Origin of the sequence: Neisseria bacilliformis (assembly GCF_014055025.1) — a bacterium.
GTDB lineage: Bacteria > Pseudomonadota > Gammaproteobacteria > Burkholderiales > Neisseriaceae > Neisseria > Neisseria bacilliformis.
Genome location: NZ_CP059571.1, coordinates 1,873,708 through 1,892,823 on the forward strand (window position 1 = coordinate 1,873,708; position 19,116 = coordinate 1,892,823).

Consider the following 19,116-nt stretch of genomic DNA (forward strand, 5'->3'; position numbering starts at 1 on the left):
CCATGAGCCGTGAAATGCTGCAACTGGCCGAAGCGCTGGCCAGCGAGAAAAACGTGGATGCCGACGTCGTGTTCGACGCGCTTGAAGTCGCCCTGTCCACCGCCGCCCGCAAAAAATCCGGACGCGAACACATGAACGTGCGCGTCGAAATCGACCGCGACACCGGCGAACACCGCACCTACCGCCGCTGGCTGATCGTGGCCGACGAAGACTACACCTACCCCGACGAGGAAAAAACCATCGAGGAAATCCAAGAGGAAATCCCCAGCACGCAAATCCAAATCGGCGAGTATTACGAAGAACAGATCGAAAACGAAAGCTTCGGCCGCCAGGCCGCGATGACCGCCAAGCAAATCATCCTGCAACGCATCCGCGACGCCGAGCGCGAAAAAGTCCTGAACGACTTCCTCGAAAACCGCGACGACATCATCACCGGAACGGTCAAACGCACCGAACGCCACGGCATCGTCGTCGAACTTATCCCCGGCAAACTCGACGCGCTGATTCCGCGCGACCAGTGCATCCCGCGCGAAAACTTCCGCAGCGGCGACCGCATCCGCGCCCTCTTTTTGCGCGTGGAAGAAATCGGCCAGTCCGGCCGCAAACAGGTGATTTTGAGCCGCGCCTCGCGCGAATTCCTCGCCAAGCTCTTCGAGCAGGAAGTGCCCGAAATCGCCGACGGCCTCTTGGAAATCCGCGAAGCCGCCCGCGACCCCGGCCACCGCGCCAAAATCGCCGTCAAAGCCAACGACCAGCGCATCGACCCGCAGGGCACCTGCATCGGCGTGCGCGGCAGCCGCGTCAACGCCGTTACCAACGAAATCGGCGGCGAGCGCATCGACGTGGTGCTGTGGTCGCCCGACACCGCCCAGTTCGTCATCAACGCCCTCTCGCCTGCCGAAGTCAGCCGCATCGTCATCGACGAAGACAACCACGCGGTAGACGTCATCGTGGCCGAAGACCAGCTTGCCCCCGCCATCGGGCGCGGCGGCCAGAACGTGCGCCTCGCCGCCGACCTCACCGGCTGGCAGCTCAACATCATGACGGTGAAAGAAGCCGAAGAACGCCACGCCGCCGAAGACGCCGCCATCCGCAGCCTGTTTACCGAACACCTGAACGTAGACGAAGAAACCGCCACCGTGCTGGTGGAAGAAGGCTTCACCTCGCTGGAAGAAATCGCCTACGTACCCTCCGAAGAACTGGTGGAAATCGGCTTCGACGAAGCCACGGTGGACGCCCTGCGCGGCCGCGCCCGCGACGCGATTCTGTCGCTGGCGATGGCCAAAGAGGAAAAATTGCAGGAAATCGCCGAAGACCTGCGCACGCTGGACGGCACCGACGAAGACATGCTGCGCGATCTGGCGCAGGCCGGCATCACCGACCGCGACGCGCTGGCCGAGCTGTCGGTGGACGAACTGATCGAAATCACCGGCGTGGAAACCGGCGAGGCCGAGAAAATCATCCTCGCCGCCCGCGCCCACTGGTTTGAAGAAAACAACCAAGAACAAGGAGAGGCCGTATGAGCAGCACCGTAGGACAATTTGCCGCCGAATCCAAAATGTCGGTCGAGCGCATGCTCGAACACCTGAAAAAACACGGCATCGCCAAAAGCAGCGGCAGCGACACCCTGACTGAGGCCGACAAAGCCAAACTGCGCGAACAAACCGTCGGCAGCACCATCAGCATCAGCCGCACCAAAGTGGAAAAAACCACCGTGGCCGGCGTGGCCGTGGAACGCCGCCGCAGCCGCAAGGTCGTGATTCCCTCCGCCGCCGGACAGGCCGCCGCCGCACCGCAGGCCGCCGTTCAGACGGCCTCCCCCGCCCCTGCCGAAACCCCGCCCGAAACCGCGCGTGAAGACGAAAGCCGCGCCGCCGCCCGTGCAGCCGCCGAAGCCGAGGCCGCCAAAGTCCGCACCGCCGTGCAGCAGAAAGCGCAGAGTGTGCAGGTTGAGGCCGAAGCCGCCGAACCGCCCGAGGCCGCGCCGCAGGCCGCCGTTCAGACGGCCTCCGAAGCCCCCGCGCCGGCCAAAGCCGAAGCAGCGGAACCCGCAGCGGCCAAAGAAGACAAACCGGCGAAAAAAGCTAAAGAGAAAAAAGCCAAGCCGCTGCCCAAACCGGTGGAAGTGGTGAACGCCGCCGAAGCCGAACGCCGCGCCGAAGAAGAACGCCGCGCCGCCGCCCTGCGCGAGCACCAGGAAAAACTGCAACGCGAAAAACTCGAACGCGCCGAACGGCAGGCACGCCGCGAAGCCGCGAAAAAACAGGCGCAGGAAGAAGCACTGGCGGCCAAAGCCGGCAAAGCGGGCGAAAACCGCAGCGCGAAACCCAGCGAGCAAAAACCGCTGGCCGCCGCCGCCCAGCCCTCCTCCAAAACGGCGGACACCTCCGCCAACGCCGCCAACCCGAGCGGCGGCAGCCGTAAAAAAGACGACCGCCGCAACAGTCGCGACGATGAAGGCCAAAGCCGCAACGCCAAAGGCAAAGGCGGCAAAGGCGGGCGCGACCGCAATGCGGGGCGCGGCGACGACGAGCGCGTGCGCGGCGGCAAAAAAGGCAAAAAACTCAAACTCGAACCCAACCAGCACGCCTTCCAAGCCCCGACCGAACCCGTGGTGCACGAAGTGCTGGTGCCCGAAACCATTACCGTGGCCGATTTGGCGCACAAAATGGCGGTCAAAGGCGTGGAAGTGGTCAAAACCCTGATGAAGATGGGCATGATGGTTACCATCAACCAGTCCATCGACCAAGACACCGCGCTGATTGTGGTGGAAGAACTCGGCCACATCGGCAAACCCGCCGCCGCAGACGACCCCGAAGCCTTCCTGGGCGACGATGCGCAGGTTTCCGAAGCCGAAGCCCTGCCGCGCCCGCCCGTCGTTACCGTGATGGGGCACGTCGACCACGGCAAAACCTCGCTGCTCGACTACATCCGCCGTGCCAAAGTGGTGCAGGGCGAAGCGGGCGGCATCACCCAGCACATCGGCGCGTACCACGTTGAAACACCCAAAGGCGTGATTACTTTCCTGGACACGCCGGGACACGAAGCCTTTACCGCCATGCGCGCGCGCGGTGCGAAAGCCACCGACATCGTGATTCTGGTGGTGGCCGCCGACGACGGCGTGATGCCGCAAACCATCGAAGCCATCGCCCACGCCAAAGCGGCGGGCGTGCCGATTGTGGTTGCCGTGAACAAAATCGATAAAGACGCCGCCAACCCCGAGCGCATCCGTCAAGAGCTGACCGCGCACGAAGTCGTGCCCGACGAATGGGGTGGCGACGTGCAGTTTGTCGACGTATCGGCGAAAAAAGGTCTGAACATCGACAAGCTGCTCGAAGCCGTGCTGCTCGAAGCCGAAGTGCTGGAACTCAAAGCCCCCGTGGCCGCCCCCGCCAAAGGCATCATCGTCGAAGCCCGTCTGGACAAAGGACGCGGCGCAGTCGCCACCCTGCTGGTACAGAGCGGCACGCTGAAAAAAGGCGACATGCTCTTGGCCGGTACCGCCTTCGGCAAAATCCGCGCCATGACCGACGAAAACGGCAAAGCCATCACCGAAGCCGGCCCGTCAATCCCCGTGGAAATCCTCGGCCTCTCCGACGTGCCCAACGCCGGCGAAGACGCGATGGTACTGGCTGACGAGAAAAAAGCCCGCGAAATCGCCCTGTTCCGCCAGGGCAAATACCGCGACGTGCGCCTGGCCAAACAGCAGGCCGCCAAGCTGGAAAACATGTTCAACAACATGGGTGAAACGCAGGCGCAGTCGCTGTCGGTCATCATCAAAGCCGACGTGCAGGGCTCTTACGAAGCACTGGCGGGCAGCCTGAAAAAACTGTCCACCGACGAAGTGAAAGTCAACGTACTGCACAGCGGCGTGGGCGGCATCACCGAATCCGACGTCAACCTCGCCATCGCCTCCGGCGCGTTCATCATCGGCTTCAACGTGCGCGCCGACGCCCCCGCCCGCAAGCTGGCCGAAAACGAAGACGTGGAAATCCGCTACTACAACATCATCTACGACGCCATCGACGACGTGAAAGCCGCCATGAGCGGCATGCTCGCGCCCGAAGAGAAAGAGCAGATTACAGGCACGGTGGAAATCCGCCAGGTCATCAGCGTCTCCAAAGTGGGCAACATCGCCGGCTGCATGGTTACAGACGGCCTGGTCAAACGCGATTCGCACATCCGCCTCATCCGCAACAACGTCGTCATCCACACCGGCGAACTCTCCTCGCTCAAACGCTTCAAAGACGACGTCAAAGAAGTGCGCATGGGCTTCGAGTGCGGCCTGATGATCAAGGGCTACAACGAAATCATGGAAGGCGACCAGCTCGAATGCTTCGACATCGTCGAAGTGGCGCGCTCGCTGTAAACGGTTTGTTGTTGAAACCAAGCCGATAGGCAAAAAGGCCGTCTGAAAACTGCAAAACGGGTTTTCAGACGGCCTTTTTATTATCTGTATCAGCAAATCTCGGAAACAGGTCGGAAATCATCACCGGCCATCCTGCAAAAATTTCAGGCCGTCTGAAAGCATGGCAATGCGCTTTCAGACGGCCTCTTACCGTCTTCATCTGTTTGATTACACATCAAACCCGTGCAGGAAGACAGTGGGGCTGCCGTTCCATCTGACCAGGTGGTCGCCTTTGCCCAGCAGTTGTTCCGCGCCGGTTTCGTCGAGGATGATTTTGGACTCGGTGGTTTTTTGCACTTTGAGGGCGATGCGGCTGGGGAGGTTGCTGCGCAGGGTGCCGTTGAAAGTTTGGGCGTCGGGGCGTTGGGTGCTGAGGATGAGGTGAATGCCGCTGGCGCGGGCTTTTTCGGCAAGTTGGATGAGTTGCGCCTCGATGCCGTCGTGCTGTTTTTTGAGGTTGGCCAGTTCGTCGATGACAATGACGCGGTAGCGGGGGCGGACGAATTCGGGCAGTTGGACGAGTTTTTGTACGCCGTAGTGTTTCATCAGCAGGTAGCGGTTTTCGGCTTCGGCGACGGTGTCGGTGAGGAATTGGTACATTTCTTCGTAGTCATCGATGATGTGTTCGTCCCATAGGTCTTCTTCGTTTTCAAAGACAAGGTAGTCGACTTTTTTGGGGTCGAGGATGGCGACTTCCATTTTATCTTGGCCTTTGTTGAGGTCGAACAGGCTACGCAGCAGGGTGCGGACGAAGACGGATTTGCCGGAGCCGGTGGTACCGCCGATCATCAGGTGCGGAGCTTGGGCGAGGTCGGCGAAGCGGGGGCAGCCGTATTCGTCTATGCCGAGGCAGACGGGCAGGGTGTAGTCTGCGTTGTAGGATTCGAGGGCTTGGGCGAATTTTTGCGCGCCGAGTTTGTGCCAGTATTTTTCGTCGCGCAGGAGTTTAAGGTCGTAGGCGTGGCTTTCACCGTTGTGGCAGGGGACAATGTGCAGGGCTTCGCTTTGGATGCCGAGTTCGGAGCAGAGGCCGGGGTGGTGGCGGTCGAGGTCGGTATAGCGAGAGAGGCGTAGGCGGTAGATGTCGTAGCGAGCGCCGCTGTGCAGGAAGCTGAGTTCGCTGACGGGGATGTTGAGCCGCTCGAAGGCGCGGCGCAGGCGGGGTTCTTGGTTTTCAGGCTGCTTTGGGCCGCCGCTGTTGTTGAGGTCGTCTGAAAAGCCGATGCCGGCGTTTTTGACGGCGATTTCGGCCAGTTCGTTGAGAAAGGCTTGGCGGGCGGCGAGATGGTCTTCGCGTTTGAAGCGTTTGCAGTCTTCCCAGAAGCGTTCGAGGGTTACGGCGCCGGTGTGCCAGAGGGTTTGGATAAATTGGTAGAGGTCGTCTTTGCTAAGGGCTTTGCCGGGGTGGAGTTTGAACAGGGTGTCGCTGAGGATGACGAGCCACAGGCGGGCGTGTTCTTGGAAGCAGGTTTGGAAGGAGGGGATTTCGATGCCGCCTTGTGCGGCGGGGGCGGGAACCAGGTGCTGTGTGTGTTCGGCAAAGCCTTTGGCGAGGCTGTATCCGATGCAGAGCATGGCCCAGTCGAAGTTGTTGTTCAGGTGGGGCAGTGCGCCTTCTACGATGAGTTTGGCGCGGATGTCTTTGGCTTCTTTGCTGGAAAAAATGCGTTTTTCGCTCATCAGGGTGTGGAAGTAGTCGGTGTCCCATTCTTCGGCGGTGTTGAGTTGGTACATTTTGTTTTTCCTGTGGTTTTGTGTTTTCAGGCTGCCTTTGTGCGTATCGGAGGCAGCCTGAAAAGCGGGCGGGCTTATTGGAAATAGACGTCGGGGATGACGCGGGAGCGGGCGCCGGTGCTGTCGAGCGATTCGGCTTCTACAAGATAGGTGCGGCCGGTGTGCGCTTCGAGGCGGCGGGAGACTTCGGGGGTGATTTCGGTGTCCTGCGAGAGCAGGATGACTTGTTGGGGCAGGCTGCTCCAATGGCGGAACAGTCCTTCGCGGTGGCCGGCATCGAGGCGTGCCAGCGGGGTGTCGATGATGAATGGGGCGTGGTAGCGGGTTACTTCGGCCAGGGCGGAGACGAGGGACATGATGAGTATCTGCATTTGTCCGGCAGACAAATCGACGCGCGATTCGCAGCCGTCGCGGCCGAACAGGGTCATGCCGCCGTTGTTTTCGATGCGGATTTTGTGGATGCGCTCGTCGTGGGCGATGCTGCGGTTGATGCGGGTGGCGGCTTCGCTGACTTCTCCGACTTTCTGTTTCATCAGTTCTTCGGTGAGCCGTGTGATGGTTTTGTCTACGTTGCCGGCGCGTTGGGATTTGACGAGGCGGGGGTTGCTGTGGCTGATGTTGTCTTGCAGGCGGGCGACTTCGTCTTTGTGCCGGTCGCGGGTCCGGCTCTGCTGGCTGACGTTGCTTTTCAGACGGCCTGTTTCTTCTGCGAGTTTGTCGATTTCGGTGTTGGCGGTTTTGAGCTGTCTGACCAGTTCGTCGTTGTCGGTGCCTTTGAGCAGTTCGATTTCGGCGGCGATGCGTTTGCGCTCGTCTTCGCGTTTGTCGATTTCGGCGAGAAAGCTGCCGATTTTGTCCTGCGGCATGCCGGTAAGGCCGGCGATTTCGTTTTGGATTTCGGCGTGGGCGTTGACGGAGAGGTAGTTGTGTTCGATGGTTTCGGCACAATCGGCGGGCAAGGGGTAGAAGAGTTCTTCCCAGCAGTCTTTGACGGCTTCTTTCATCAGCGGGTCGTCGAGAATCATACCGGCGGAGCGGCCGAGCACTTCTTTGACTTTGTCGCTGGCGACAAACGCGCCCCAGAAGTCGTTTACCCGTTGGGCGATTTGGTTTTTGCCGGCTTCGTGGTTGAGGCGGTTTTTTTCGCGTTCCAACTGTGTCTGCAAGGTTTTCAGACGGCCTCTGGGCAGGAAGGCCAGCGGCATGGCTTGGACGGCGGCTTTGATTTTTTCTTCAAATCCGGCGGTTTCTTTTTCGAGTTTTTCGCGCAGGGTGATGAGGTCTTGCGAGGTGCGGATGTCGGTGCTGCCGCCGAGCTGGCGGGTGAGGCGGTCGCGCTCCTGTACGCGCTCTTCCCAGCGTTCGGCGGTTTGGTCGAGTTCGGTTTGGAATACGTCCAGTGCGGCCTGCGCGGTTTGCAGGGCGCGTTCGGCTTTTTCCAAATCGTCCTGCATTTTCTGGCTGGCGTTTTCGGAAATGCATTTGTTGCGGTAGCTTTTCAGGCTCTCGCGCAGTTTGTCGAGCAGGGTGATGCCGAGCAGGCCTTTGAGGGCGGTGTTCAGCCAGATGCCGGTGCCGCTCTGCTGGGCGGTTTGAACGATTTTTTCGCCGTCGAAGAAGAAAAACGGGGCGTAGTCGATGGGCAGGGCGTAGCTGTTGAGGTATTTGCCGATGTGTTCTTCGTCCACCGGTTCGTAGCAGCCGTCTTTGCTGATTTCGATGTGTGTTTCCTGTTCGCCGGTCGGCTTGTGGTAGTGGTCGAAATGCCATTTGCGGCGGATGCGCAGGCCGCATTGGCCGTGCGGGCGGTTTTGGCGGATTTCGATTTCCAGCTCCATCAGGTATTGGCCGAATCGGGAGGCAGCCTGATGGTGCAGGGCGGATTGGAGGAAGTTGGAATAGCCGTTTTCGCCGGAGTTCAGTCCGGCGCGTTGCAGGTGGGTAACGGCGTCTTTGTCGTACAGGCACAGGTAAACGGCTTCCAAAAGCGTGGTCTTGCCGTGGCCGTTTTGCGCACCGATGAGGATGATGTTTCTGCCGTCTTTGGGTTCGGGAAAGGTGAACTGCACGTTGTCGTAGGATTTGAAGTTGCGCAGGCGGATGGAATGAATCCACATTCGGGTTTATCTCCAATATGTTCTGTTTTCAAATATTTCGTCGAAGGTTTCGACCATGCCGCGCCGACGGACGCGCTCCTGCTGCTCGCGCTCCCAAGCCACAAGCTCGGCCAGTGCGTCGGGGGCGACTTGGTGCTCGGCAGCAATCTGCTCCATCAGGGTGCGGGCGGCGGGGTCGCTCCACAGCAGCAGATCGGCCACTTGTTCCTGCGTTTCGGTTTTCATGCGTTTTTCCTTGTATGGGTACGGATGAGGTCTTCTGCCCAAATCCGTTTGATCAAATCAATCTCTTCCTGAGAAATCAGCTGCTTGCCGTAGGCAGCCTGAACGGCCAGCAGCCGCTCCAAAATCATCTGTCGCGCGGGAACGGTAAAGGGGCCGGGGATGTGTTTGCCGCTTTTGAGGGTTACGGTGCCGTTGCGCCGTTCGACCTGGCGGTATTCGGGTTGGTTGCGGATTTCCACCAGCCAGTCGCGAAATTCCAAAAGGGGTTGGAATTCGGTTTTGCCCACATCGATAAAGCCTTGCAGGCTTTTGTCTTTGTGGACGACGGTGCAGGTCCAGCAGCCGAAGCGGCTGGAATTGGTGCCGCAGCCGGGGGCTTCTTCCTGCGATAGCACTATCGGGCATTCGCCGCCTGCGGCTTCGCGGTAGAGCCGGATGAGATCGCTGTGGCTGCCGCCCCAGGGCGGGTTGTTGGCGGCGAGAAATTCCCATACGTCGTCGGTACTCAAATCGACAATCGGGCGGTACACAAAGGCATTGGCGAGACTGCCGTGCGGAGTGAGGTTGCTGCCTTCGAGGTTTCGGTGGCTGTTGATGCTGGTCTTGCGGGTGGCCGATTCGTCTTTGCGCACGCCCAGCACAATCACCGCCGCACCGTTTTCGGCCGCTTTGTCCAAAATAAACTGGCTGGTGGGCTGGATTTTCAGGCGGTCGGTACACCAGCGCATGCTGCGGTTGGGCGATGGGTAGCCTTTGCCGATAAGCAGCACCCAAAAGGTTTCGCCGATCTTGGGTGTGGTGATTTCGCCGCCGACGGGCAGCTTGCAGATTTGCGCCGCCCGCAGGATTTTTCCGAGCATGGTGCGCATGTGCTCCACCACCAGCGGGCTTTCGACCAGGGTGTCGTTGGATACAAAATATACCTGCCGCTTTCTCAACGAGGGCGGCAGGGCGAGCAGGGATTCAAATACCAGATGGGCGACCAGCGTGCTGTCTTTGCCGCCGGAAAAGGTAACGATCCACGGGTAAATCTGGGTTTCGTCCAGGTATTCGCCGATGATGTTGCTGCGGATGCGGTCAAACGGGGTTTCGGCGTGGATGGGGATGGCGTCCATTGGCTCAGTGCGTGTGTTTTTGTCTTGTTTGCACCCAAAACAGGTGCGGATTGGATTGTACCTAAAATCGGTGCAATGGGAAACTTACGCCTGTCGGTGCATTCGGCCGAACACACTTACCTGCGGCAGATTCTGATCCAGCGGCGGCTGGACTTGGGTCTGTCGCAGCGTGCGCTGGCCGAACGGCTGGGCGTAATCCATTCGTTTGTGGGCAAGGTGGAAACGGGCGACCGGCGGCTGGACGTATTCGAGTTCGCGGATTACTGCGCGGGTTTGGAATGGGATGCGCCGGAGGTGTTGCGCAATGTGATCAATCAAACCGCAACGAGCAGCGAATAGGCCGTCTGAAAACCCAAAAGCCGCCAAACCGCCCTGCCCCGCCCGCCGCCTTTTTTTCAGACGGCCTTTTGCCTTACAATCCCCGCCCCACACCGCACCCGGCCGCCCTTACCATGCAAAGCCTGATTTTCCTACTCTGCCGCCTCCTCGCCCTTCTGCCGCTCAAATGCCTGCACGCGCTGGCATATTTCTGGGGCGGCTTGGCTTTTTATCTGCGCCGAGAAGACCGCGAAACCATACGCGCCAACCTGCGCACCGCCAATCTGGCTGCCGACAATGCCGCCGTCAAAGCCGTATTGCGCGAAACCGCCAAGAGCGGTTTGGAGCTGCCCGTGGCCTTTTTCAGACGGCCGGAAGCCATCGAAGCCCTGTTTCAAGAAACCCACGGCTGGCAGCACATAGAAGATGCCGTTGCTGCCGGCGAAGGGCTGCTGCTCATCACCCCGCACATCGGCAGCTACGATTTGGCCGGACGCTGTATCAGCCAGCGGCTGCCCTTCCCGCTCACCGCCATGTACAAACCGCCGAAAATCAAAGCCTTCGATGCCGTAATGCAGGCAGGCCGCGTGCGCGGCAAAGGCAGAACCGCCCCCACCAGCGTGCAGGGCGTGAAACAGCTCATCAAAGCCCTGCGCTCGGGCGAAGCCGTCATCCTCCTGCCCGACCACGTCCCCTCGCCCGAAGAAGGCGGCGACGGCGTGTGGGCGGAATTTTTCGGCCGCTACGCCTACACCATGACGCTGGCGGGCAAACTCGCGCAGGTCAAAGGCGTGAAAACCCTGTTTTTCTGCGGCGAACGCCTCGCAGGCGGCGCGGGTTTCGCCCTCCACATCGAACCGATGCGCGGCACGCTCAACGGCGACAAAGCCCACGACGCCCGCGTGGTCAATGAAAACGTCGAATACTGGGTGCGCCGCTTCCCGCAGCAGTACCTCTTCGCCTACAACCGCTACAAACAGCCCGCCGGCGCACCCGAGCGGCCGTCTGAAAACGGGTGAAGTACGTTTCAGCAAAGCTGAAAACCGGGTCGCCCAAGCGTGTTGGCCGCCATATGCACAAAGGCCGTCTGAAAACTGTTTTTCAGACGGCCTCTGCCGTTTAGGTAGTGTATGTGGCGCAGCCACGCACGCGGTCTTGCCGTAAAATAGGATAAGGCCGTCTGAAATACAGTTCCCCTCAGTCGAAACCGTTTTTCAGACGGCCTTTCGTTTCTTGTTACAACACGCCGCCCCATAAACCGTGTGCGTCTCCGAGGCGGCACACCCTATCCGAACATCAGAGGCCGTCTGAAAATGCGGAATCCGTTTTTCAGACGGCCTTTTTGCCGCGCCCGACAAGCAACAGCACGGCAGCGGTGAGGGCGAGCAGGCTGATGAGCGGCCATGAGCCGCCGAGTTTCATGTATGGGGTTTGGCCGCTGCGGCCTTCCACGGCGGCGGGGAGCACGGCGGCGGTGTCGGCGGGGAGCTGTGCGGTGATGCGCCCCTGCGGGTCGATGGCGGCGGTTGCGCCGGTGTTGGTGGCGCGCACCATGTAGCGGCCGAGTTCGAGGGCGCGGGCTTGGGACTGTTGCAGGTGCTGGTACATGGCGTTGGATCGGCCGTACCAGGCGAGGTTGCTGGCGTTGGCCAGCAGGGTGGATTGCGCGGCGGCGGGGATGAGTTCGTCGCCGAAGCCGTCTTCGTAGCAGATGTTGAAGGCGACCCGCTGGTTTTTCATGGTCAGCGGGGCTTGGCTGCCGCCTCCCTGGCGGAAGTCGGCCAGCGGCATGTCCATCAGGGTGTAGAGACCGGTGGTGAGGGCGGGCAGGGGTTTGTATTCGCCAAAGGGGACGAGGTGGTTTTTGGTGTAGGCCGGCAGGTTTTGCGCGTTTTGTGCCGAGTAGCCGGTCAGGTCGATGACGCTGTTTTGGTAGCCGGTACCGTCGTCGGTGTAGCGGATGACGCCCACGGCCAGTGCGCTGCCGTTTTGCCGCGCGGCTTGGGCGAAAGCTTCGGGCACGCTCTCGGGCAGGTCCTGCAAAATCACGGGGATGGCGGTTTCGGGCAGGATGACGATGTCGGCGCGGGCTTGGGCGGTTTGGGACAAATAGCGTTGCAGGGTAGGCAGGACTTGGTCTTCGCGGAATTTGAGGGTTTGCGGGATGTTGCCCTGGGCGAGGGCGACGGTGCTGCTTTGGCCGGTGGGCTGCGTAAAGGCGGTGTGGCGGGCGGTGTGGCCGGCGAGCAGCAGGGCGGCGAGGGCGCAGGCGAAGGCAGCGCGGGTTTTCAGACGGCCTCTGCTGTCCACAATCAGCACCAGCCACGCGCCGGCAAGGGCGGTGGCGAAGGTAACGAGGTGGATGCCGCCTATCGGGGCGAATCCAGCCAGCGGCGAGGCGTCGGCAATCTGCGAGTAGCCCAGCGCGCCCCAGCCGAAGCCGGTGAGCAGGCGTTCGCGGGCGAACTCGGCCAGCGTCCAGAACACGGGCAGGGCGAGGCCGACAGAAAGCCAGCGGTTGCGCCGCACCCTGCCCCACAGCCACACGGCGGCGGCGGGATACAGCGCGAGGTAGGCGGGCAGCAGGGCGGTGAGCGGCAGGGCGTAGAGGTTGGGCAGGCCGGAGATGTCGTGCAGCGCGGTGTGTATCCAGTAAAACTGGCAGGTGTAGGCGGCCAAGCCGAACAGGTACGCGCTGCGCACGTGCACTTCGGGGCGCAGTTCGAGCAGGCGCACGAAGGCGGCAAACAGCAGCGGCATCAGCCAGAAGCAGTAATACGGGGCGAAGGAGAGCGGCGTGGCGGCGGCCAGCACCAGCAGCAGCGGCCAGTACACGGCGGGTTTGCGCCACAGGTTTTCGAGTTTGGAGAAAATGTCGGCCATATGATGCGCCCGTTGGTGCGTGTGAAAACAAAGACGCGGATTGTACCGAAATTCCGCCGTGCCGCCGCGTGTGAAAAATGTTATACATTTGCAATGGTTTTGTAAAAAAACGGCGGCACGGACGGACGGCGGAAAATATCGCAAGCGATAATAGGTACATAGGCATTTGCGGCGCGGGAAAAGCGCGGCGGAAAACCGCTCTGTCATGCTGGACAATACGACGGAATAAAGGCAAAATCCCGCGAATCTCCTTTCCGGCCCAATCTGCCGGGGCAGCAAATAACGACGATGCTGGGAAAGCTGATGGATTACTCATTTTTTATTGGATACTTTTGAAAGAGGTAAAGAATATGCCGCAACTGAAACTGAACGTAACCGGAATGGCAAGCAAAGAAGACTCGCGCAAACTCATCGCCAAGGCCGAAGAAGTGCCGAACGTGCGCATGGTGAACGCCAATTTTGAAACCGGCGTGGTCGTGATAACCCATGCCGACGGCTTGGATGTGGACGCCGTGAAAAAAGCCATCGCCGACGCAGGCTTTAACGCCGCCTAAACGCCTCCGGGCAAAGAGGCCGTCTGAAAAAACCGCTTTTCAGACGGCCTCTTTGCGTTCTGCTAGAATCCGCGTTTTCCACCAGCCGCCCGCCGACCATGAACTCCCTGCTCGACAAACTCCAACCCTACCCCTTCGCCCGCCTGCGCCAAGCCATGCAGGGCATCGAACCGCCCGCGCACCTCAAACCCGTCATGCTGCAAATCGGCGAACCCAAGCACCCCACCCCCGCCGTCATCACCCAAGCCCTGAACGATGCCGCCGCCGGCTTCGCCCAATACCCCCTCACCGCCGGCCTGCCCGAACTGCGCCAAGCCTGCGCCCGCTGGCTGCACCGCCGCTACGACGGCCTGACACTCGACCCCGAAAGCGAAATCCTGCCCGTGCTCGGCAGCCGCGAAGCCCTGTTTTCCTTCGCCCAAGTCATCCTCGACCCCGCCGCGCAAGAGCGGCAGATCGTCGCCTGCCCCAACCCCTTCTACCAGATTTACGAAGGCGCAGCCTTCCTCGGCGGCGGCGAAATCCATTTTGCCAACAGCACACCCCCGCGCTGCCTGCCCGACTGGAACAGCGTGCCCGAATCTGTCTGGCCGCACGTGCGCCTGCTGTTCGCCTGCTCGCCCGACAACCCCAGCGGCAGCGTGATGCGGCTCGACGACTGGTGCGAACTCTTCGAGCTGCAAGACCGCTACGGCTTCGTCATCGCCGCCGACGAGTGCTACTCCGAAATCTATTTCGACCAAAAACCCATAGGCGCGTTGCAGGCCGCCGCCGAACTCGGCCGCAGCAACAAAGGCATCGTCATGTTCACCAGCTTGTCCAAACGCTCCAACGCCCCCGGCCTGCGCTCCGGCTTCGTCGCCGGCGACCCCGACCTGCTGCGCCCCTTCCTGCTCTACCGCACCTACCACGGCAGCGCGATGAGCCTGCCCATACAGCACGCCAGCATCGCCGCCTGGGACGACGAAGCCCACGTGATCGAAAACCGCCGCCTCTACCGCGAAAAATTCGCCCGAGTCGTCCCCCTGCTGCGGCAGGCGTTTGAAGTGAACATGCCCGAAGCCTCGTTCTACATCTGGCTCAAAGTGCCCGGCGGCGACGACCTGGCCTTCGCGCAGCAACTGTGGCGCGAAGCCGCCGTACAGGTGCTGCCCGGCCGCTTCTTCGCCCGCGACACCGAACACGGCAACCCCGGACGCGGCTACGTGCGCATCGCCCTCGTCGCCCCCCTCGAAGACTGCCTCGAAGGCGCGCGCCGCATGGTGGAATTGTTCGGCCAAAGCTGACGCGCAACGGAAACAGGCCGTCTGAAAGCCGCAAAACGGTTTTTCAGACGGCCTGTTTGATCGTGAAGCAACAAAAAACAGCTATTCCGCCGACAACGCAAATGCGGCGCGTGAGGTAGGGTGTCCCGCCCCGCGACGCACGCGGTCTGAGACCTTTGCAAAAAAGCCTTTCCCCCAACAGCCGAAACCCAAACACAGGTTTTCGGCTGTTTCCGCCCCAAATCACTCCTGATTTTACCCAAATACCCCCTTAATCCTCCCCGGATACCCCATAATCAGGCATCCGGGCCGCCTTTTAGGCGCAAACAGGCACACTTAGCCTGTTAGCCGCTTTCAACAGGTTTAAACACATCGCCTTCAGATGGCTTTGCGCACTCACTTTAATCAGCCCAAAATAGGCTGCCCGGGCGTAGCGGAATTTACGGTGCAGCGTACCAAAGCTTTGTTCGACCACATAACGGGTCTTCGACAAATATCGGTTACGTTTGGTTTGCGCTTCCGTCAGCGGACGGTTGCGGTGGGCTTTGCGCATAATGCCGTCCAGCAACCGATGCTCTTCCAGATGTTGCCGGTTTTCCGCACTGTCGTAGCCTTTATCGGCATAGACGGTCGTGCCTTCGGCTATCCCTTCCAGCAAAGGCGACAGATGGTTGCACTCATGGGTATTGGCGGGGGTAATGTGCAGTTTCTCGATATAGCCTTCCTCATCGGTGCGGGTATGTTGTTTGTAACCGAGTTTGTAGAGGCCGTTTTTCTTTGTCCAACGGGCATCTTTATCTTTACTCGGTGTGGTTTGGCCGCTGACTTGTCCTTCTTCATCGACTTCTATGGCCTGACGCTGTTTGCTGCCGGCGGTCTGAATAATGGTGGCGTCAATGACGGCGGCGGATGCCTTCTCTACTTTTAGGTTTTTCTCGGCCAGTTGGCGGTTGATCAGTTCCAGCAGTTCGGACAGGGTGTCGTCTTGCGCCAGCCAGTTGCGGTAGCGGCATAAGGTGCTGTAATCGGGGATGCTCAGTTCGTCAAAACGGCAAAACAGGTTGAAGTCGATGCGGGTGATGAGGCTGTGTTCGAGTTCGGGATCGGAGAGGCTGTGCCATTGTCCGGGCAGGACGGCTTTGAACATGGATAACAGGGGATAGGCGGGACGGCCGCGGTGGTCTCGAAGGTAACGGGTTCTTTGACGATTCAGGTACTGTTCGATCGGCTGCCAATCAATCACTTGATCCAACTTCAATAGTGGGAAGCGGTCGATGTGTTTGGCAATCATGGCTTGTGCGGTTTGTTGGAAGAAGGTGCTCATGAGAAATCCCCTAAATGTCTTGATGGGAATTTAGGGGATTTTGGGGGGCTTTTGCAAAGGTCTCGGTCTTTGCCGAATCAAAACAAAAGGCCGTCTGAAAGCCCGTTTTCCGGTTTTGGCTGCACCGAAGCTGCGCTTTCAGACGGCCTTTCGTGTCCCTGCGGCAGAAACCGCTTGGCAAACGGAGACCGCGTGCGTGGCTTGCGCCACACACCCTGCATTAACATCCGAATTTGTTTTCAGACGGCCTCGAAGCATGCGGCCAGCGCAGTTTCCACGGCGGCGCGGACTTCGGTTTTGTCGCGGTTGCTGTCGATGACGCGGTAACGCTGCGGGTCGGCGGCGGCGCGGTCGAGGTAGGCTTGGCGCACGCGCAGGAAGAAGGCGGCCTGCTCCTGCTCGAAGCGGTCTTTATCGCGGGCTTTGGCGACGCGCGCGAAGGAGACTTCGGCGGGCACGTCGAGTATCAGGGTGAGGTCGGGGCGCAGGCCGCGCTGCACCCAGTGTTCCAGCGCGGCGATGTCGGCTTCGGGCAGGCCGCGCCCGCCGCCCTGGTAGGCGAAGGTGGCGTCGGTGAAGCGGTCGGAGACGACGTGGACGCCTTGTTCGAGGGCAGGCAGGATGACGTCGTCAAGGTGCTGTTGGCGGGCGGCGAACATGAGGAGGGTTTCGGTGCGCAGGCCGACTTGCGCGGCGGGGTCGAGCAGCAGGCGGCGCAGTTCTTCGCCCAGCGGGGTGCCGCCGGGTTCGCGGGTGAAGAGGACGGGCAGGCCGCGTGCGGCGAACCAGTCGCGCATGGCAGCCAGGTGGGTGGATTTGCCGGAACCGTCGATGCCGTCGAGGGTGATGAAGCGGGGGTGCATGGGTGTCCTTTGGGTTGGTTGGTGTCGGGAGGCCGTCCCCGCCTGCGCGGGGATGACGTTTCTGAAAACAGGGTTTCGGAACGGGTTTCGGTTGCGGTGCAGCTGTGTTTTCAGACGGCCTGTTTATGCCGCTATGTCGAAGCGGATGCAGGGTGTGTCGCCCCGAGGCGACGCACGCGGTCTGTGCCGCATCAGCAATCCGCGCGTTTTCCGAGAAGCCGGAACCGCGTGCGTGGCTGCGCCACACACCCTGCCTTAGCGGCAGAGGCCGTCCCCGTCTTCACGGGGACGGCCTTTGTTTATTCTTTCGCTTTGTCTTTCGCGGCGGCGGGGCTTTGCACGGGGAAGAACAGGTTGAGCGGGTTGGCTTTGATCTGCTGCCACAGGGTGTCGCTGAGCTTGGAGAGGCTTTCGATGCGCGCGCCGCGCGAGCGCAGGGCAACGATGAGGGCGAGGGAGAAGCTGACGACGAGGTTGACGATGCCGATCATGAGTACGAACACGAGGTTCATCATGAAGTAGAAAAAGCCACTGTGGCCGCTGACGGTGGCGTAGCCGAGGTTGGCGGAGGAGAAGGCGACGTGGCGGATGTCGAGCGGCAGGCCGAGCAGGTGGCCGAACCAGCCGGTCATCCCGAGCAGCATGCCGAAGATGAAGTTGCCCGCCAGCGAGCCGTAGTGGCGGTGCAGGTAGTCGCCCAGCCAGCTGCGCACGCGCAGGGGGAGGATGCGTTTGAGCAGGGGCTGGACGGTGAGGCGTTTGCGCAGGTTGAGGTAGTCAGCGCGGTTGTCGTAGAAGCCGGAGATGATGCCGGAGCAAAACAGCCACACGCCGGCGATGGCGGCGTACCAGAGGGTGGGCTGGGTGAAGGGTTGCAGCGATTTGAACTGGTAGGCGGTGTTGTGCGCGTCGAGCATGGGGGAGCCGGTGCTTTCGGCCACGGAGGCGGCGACGATGGAGGCGACGATGACGGCGACGACGACATTGCCGAACACGGCCACGGCCTGCGAGCGGGCGACGTCGATGAGGAGTTTGGCCAGTTTGCTTTCCACGGCGCGGGCTTTGTCGTTTTGTTCGACATGTTCGGCGATGCGGGCGGCGGTCATGGCAGGCTGTTTGGTGGCGACGGTGCAGTGCACCATGTGGATGAACATGAAGCCGATGCCGTAGTTGAGGCCGGCGAGGAAGGCGGTGGTGAAGTCGCCCAGGCCGAGGCCGGTGATGCGGATTTTGTTGCCGGCCATCAGGGCGATGATGACACCGCCGCCGGCTGCGGAGGCGAGCATGCCGAAGTATTCGCGCTTGTTGCGGGTGATGTAGTGTTCGCCGTGGCCGCTGGTGTTTTCGCTGATGCTTTTGGCGAGCATTTGGATGCTGCGCCGGCGCAAGAGTTCGGTGCTGTGTTGTTCTACGGCGGCCATGGTGAGCGAGTTGAGCAGCAGCACGCAGTGGCGGCGGCAGGTTTTTTCGTCGGGGGCGGTTTGGATGTCGAGCAGTACGGCGATGCGGTCGAGGGTTTGCGACAGGCGTTCCAAGAGGTGCGCCACTTTTACCGAGGAGCCCGCGCCCGCGCCGGTGCCTTTGCGGCGCAGGCGTTCCACTTGGGCGCGGCATTGTTCCATCATGACGGCGATGTGGGCGGTGTCGAAGGCTTCGGACGCGCCGCTGCGGTAGTGGGCGACGAGGCGGCTGATTTCCTGGTGCAGGGCGACGAAGGCGGAATCCACTTCCATCAGTTTGGGTTCGATGCGGGTGAATTCGGGTTCGAGTTCTTCGGCGGCCACCCACACGGAAAGCATTTCCAGCGCGTGCAACCGCGCCTGTTGCAGGTGGCGGGAGGCGGTTTGGACGGCGGCGGACTCGCTGTGTTCGCGCAGAAGTTCATACAGTGAGAGCCATTGGTGCAGGCTGACGGTTTGCAGCCATTTTTCGTCGTTTTGCGAGCGGAAAAGATAGAGGAATACGTCGCGCAGGTTGTTCAGGTCTTTGAACGAGGGCATGAAGCGTTCGTAAACGCGGATGGCGATTTCGCGGGCGAAGCCGCTGCGCGAGAAGATGCCCAGCCCGACGAGGGCGGGATAGATGTGGATGCTGCCGAGCCACTGGTGGAAGCGGGTGCCGAATTCGGCGGCCAGATCGGGATGCTGCCGCAGTGCGTCAAGCAGTAGGTCGAACCGCTGCCCCGCCCGCTTCGCGCCGCCGCCGCGCAGAAACTGTACCAGCGCGTTGAGGATGCAGGCCATGTCTTTTTTCGGCAGGGCGCGGGTCAGCAGGGGGGCGAGGTTGTCGGCGGTGATTTTTTTCATATGC

At 60.9% G+C, this 19,116-nt stretch carries 14 protein-coding genes; 6 read left to right on the top strand and 8 right to left on the bottom strand.

The genetic code is table 11. The annotated features are described in order from the left end of the window. Positions 1-2: 2 nt before the first annotated feature. Positions 3-1,523 (top strand): transcription termination factor NusA, encoded by a 1,521-nt coding sequence (gene nusA / locus H3L91_RS09140; RefSeq protein ID WP_040659063.1) that lies wholly within the window; start codon positions 3-5, stop codon positions 1,521-1,523. After that, positions 1,520-4,369 carry a translation initiation factor IF-2 gene (infB, locus tag H3L91_RS09145; RefSeq protein WP_007343498.1) on the top strand — a complete coding sequence of 950 codons (2,850 nt, stop codon included), beginning with the start codon at positions 1,520-1,522 and terminating at the stop codon, positions 4,367-4,369. Before nusA ends, infB begins: the two co-directional genes overlap by 4 nt. Before the next feature lie 207 nt (positions 4,370-4,576). On the opposite strand, the gene H3L91_RS09150 is transcribed toward infB, so the two are convergent. The 4 genes from H3L91_RS09150 to dndC all read right to left on the bottom strand — a co-directional run bounded on the left by H3L91_RS09150 (position 4,577) and on the right by dndC (position 9,599). After that, on the bottom strand, positions 4,577-6,142 hold the full coding sequence (locus tag H3L91_RS09150) for an FtsK/SpoIIIE domain-containing protein (RefSeq protein ID WP_007343500.1): 1,566 nt from the start codon (positions 6,140-6,142) through the stop codon (positions 4,577-4,579). Between the two features lie 74 nt (positions 6,143-6,216). Further along, positions 6,217-8,259, bottom strand: coding sequence for a DNA sulfur modification protein DndD (gene dndD / locus H3L91_RS09155; RefSeq protein ID WP_007343501.1), 2,043 nt, complete (start codon positions 8,257-8,259; stop codon positions 6,217-6,219). A gap of 6 nt (positions 8,260-8,265) precedes the next feature. Beyond that, positions 8,266-8,484: a DNA modification system-associated small protein gene (locus H3L91_RS09160; RefSeq protein ID WP_007343502.1), complete on the bottom strand. Its 219-nt coding sequence runs from the start codon at positions 8,482-8,484 to the stop codon at positions 8,266-8,268. Then, complete coding sequence (gene dndC, locus H3L91_RS09165) at positions 8,481-9,599, bottom strand: DNA phosphorothioation system sulfurtransferase DndC (RefSeq protein WP_007343503.1); 1,119 nt, start codon at positions 9,597-9,599, stop codon at positions 8,481-8,483. The genes H3L91_RS09160 and dndC overlap by 4 nt, the downstream gene beginning before the upstream one ends. Positions 9,600-9,674: 75 nt before the next feature. Here dndC and H3L91_RS09170 point away from each other — a divergent pair, with 75 nt between their 5' ends. Together H3L91_RS09170 and H3L91_RS09175 are read left to right on the top strand one after the other, a co-directional pair. After that, on the top strand, positions 9,675-9,938 hold the full coding sequence (locus H3L91_RS09170; protein WP_007343504.1) for a helix-turn-helix domain-containing protein: 264 nt from the start codon (positions 9,675-9,677) through the stop codon (positions 9,936-9,938). Between the two features lie 113 nt (positions 9,939-10,051). Further along, on the top strand, positions 10,052-10,936 hold the full coding sequence (locus H3L91_RS09175; protein ID WP_040659626.1) for a lysophospholipid acyltransferase family protein: 885 nt from the start codon (positions 10,052-10,054) through the stop codon (positions 10,934-10,936). Between the two features lie 310 nt (positions 10,937-11,246). Here the strand turns inward: H3L91_RS09175 and lnt are convergent, their stop codons facing one another. Next, the gene (gene lnt, locus H3L91_RS09180; RefSeq protein WP_007343507.1) at positions 11,247-12,800 is read right to left on the bottom strand and encodes an apolipoprotein N-acyltransferase; all 1,554 of its coding nucleotides are present in this window, start codon (positions 12,798-12,800) and stop codon (positions 11,247-11,249) included. Positions 12,801-13,150: 350 nt separating this feature from the next. Here lnt and H3L91_RS09185 point away from each other — a divergent pair, with 350 nt between their 5' ends. After that, on the top strand, positions 13,151-13,354 hold the full coding sequence (locus H3L91_RS09185; protein ID WP_040659065.1) for a heavy-metal-associated domain-containing protein: 204 nt from the start codon (positions 13,151-13,153) through the stop codon (positions 13,352-13,354). A 98-nt stretch (positions 13,355-13,452) separates the two neighbouring features. After that, positions 13,453-14,640, top strand: coding sequence for a succinyldiaminopimelate transaminase (gene dapC / locus H3L91_RS09190; protein WP_007343509.1), 1,188 nt, complete (start codon positions 13,453-13,455; stop codon positions 14,638-14,640). A 295-nt stretch (positions 14,641-14,935) separates the two neighbouring features. On the opposite strand, the gene H3L91_RS09195 is transcribed toward dapC, so the two are convergent. The 3 genes from H3L91_RS09195 to H3L91_RS09205 all read right to left on the bottom strand — a co-directional run bounded on the left by H3L91_RS09195 (position 14,936) and on the right by H3L91_RS09205 (position 19,112). Next, positions 14,936-15,943 (bottom strand): IS5 family transposase, encoded by a 1,008-nt coding sequence (locus tag H3L91_RS09195; protein WP_182109825.1) that lies wholly within the window; start codon positions 15,941-15,943, stop codon positions 14,936-14,938. 239 nt (positions 15,944-16,182) lie between these two features. Further along, positions 16,183-16,806, bottom strand: coding sequence for a dTMP kinase (gene tmk, locus H3L91_RS09200; protein ID WP_007343510.1), 624 nt, complete (start codon positions 16,804-16,806; stop codon positions 16,183-16,185). Between the two features lie 299 nt (positions 16,807-17,105). Then, the gene (locus H3L91_RS09205; protein ID WP_040659628.1) at positions 17,106-19,112 is read right to left on the bottom strand and encodes a site-specific recombinase; all 2,007 of its coding nucleotides are present in this window, start codon (positions 19,110-19,112) and stop codon (positions 17,106-17,108) included. Positions 19,113-19,116 lie beyond the last annotated feature (4 nt).

Bases quoted from the DNA above. Each gene is read 5' to 3' on its own strand.
- nusA (WP_040659063.1), top strand. From the start codon at position 3: ATGAGCCGTGAAATGCTGCAACTGGCCGAAGCGCTGGCCAGCGAGAAA.
- infB (WP_007343498.1), top strand. From the start codon at position 1,520: ATGAGCAGCACCGTAGGACAATTTGCCGCCGAATCCAAAATGTCGGTC.
- H3L91_RS09150 (WP_007343500.1), bottom strand. From the start codon at position 6,142: ATGTACCAACTCAACACCGCCGAAGAATGGGACACCGACTACTTCCAC.
- dndD (WP_007343501.1), bottom strand. From the start codon at position 8,259: ATGTGGATTCATTCCATCCGCCTGCGCAACTTCAAATCCTACGACAAC.
- H3L91_RS09160 (WP_007343502.1), bottom strand. From the start codon at position 8,484: ATGAAAACCGAAACGCAGGAACAAGTGGCCGATCTGCTGCTGTGGAGC.
- dndC (WP_007343503.1), bottom strand. From the start codon at position 9,599: ATGGACGCCATCCCCATCCACGCCGAAACCCCGTTTGACCGCATCCGC.
- H3L91_RS09170 (WP_007343504.1), top strand. From the start codon at position 9,675: ATGGGAAACTTACGCCTGTCGGTGCATTCGGCCGAACACACTTACCTG.
- H3L91_RS09175 (WP_040659626.1), top strand. From the start codon at position 10,052: ATGCAAAGCCTGATTTTCCTACTCTGCCGCCTCCTCGCCCTTCTGCCG.
- lnt (WP_007343507.1), bottom strand. From the start codon at position 12,800: ATGGCCGACATTTTCTCCAAACTCGAAAACCTGTGGCGCAAACCCGCC.
- H3L91_RS09185 (WP_040659065.1), top strand. From the start codon at position 13,151: ATGCCGCAACTGAAACTGAACGTAACCGGAATGGCAAGCAAAGAAGAC.
- dapC (WP_007343509.1), top strand. From the start codon at position 13,453: ATGAACTCCCTGCTCGACAAACTCCAACCCTACCCCTTCGCCCGCCTG.
- H3L91_RS09195 (WP_182109825.1), bottom strand. From the start codon at position 15,943: ATGAGCACCTTCTTCCAACAAACCGCACAAGCCATGATTGCCAAACAC.
- tmk (WP_007343510.1), bottom strand. From the start codon at position 16,806: ATGCACCCCCGCTTCATCACCCTCGACGGCATCGACGGTTCCGGCAAA.
- H3L91_RS09205 (WP_040659628.1), bottom strand. From the start codon at position 19,112: ATGAAAAAAATCACCGCCGACAACCTCGCCCCCCTGCTGACCCGCGCC.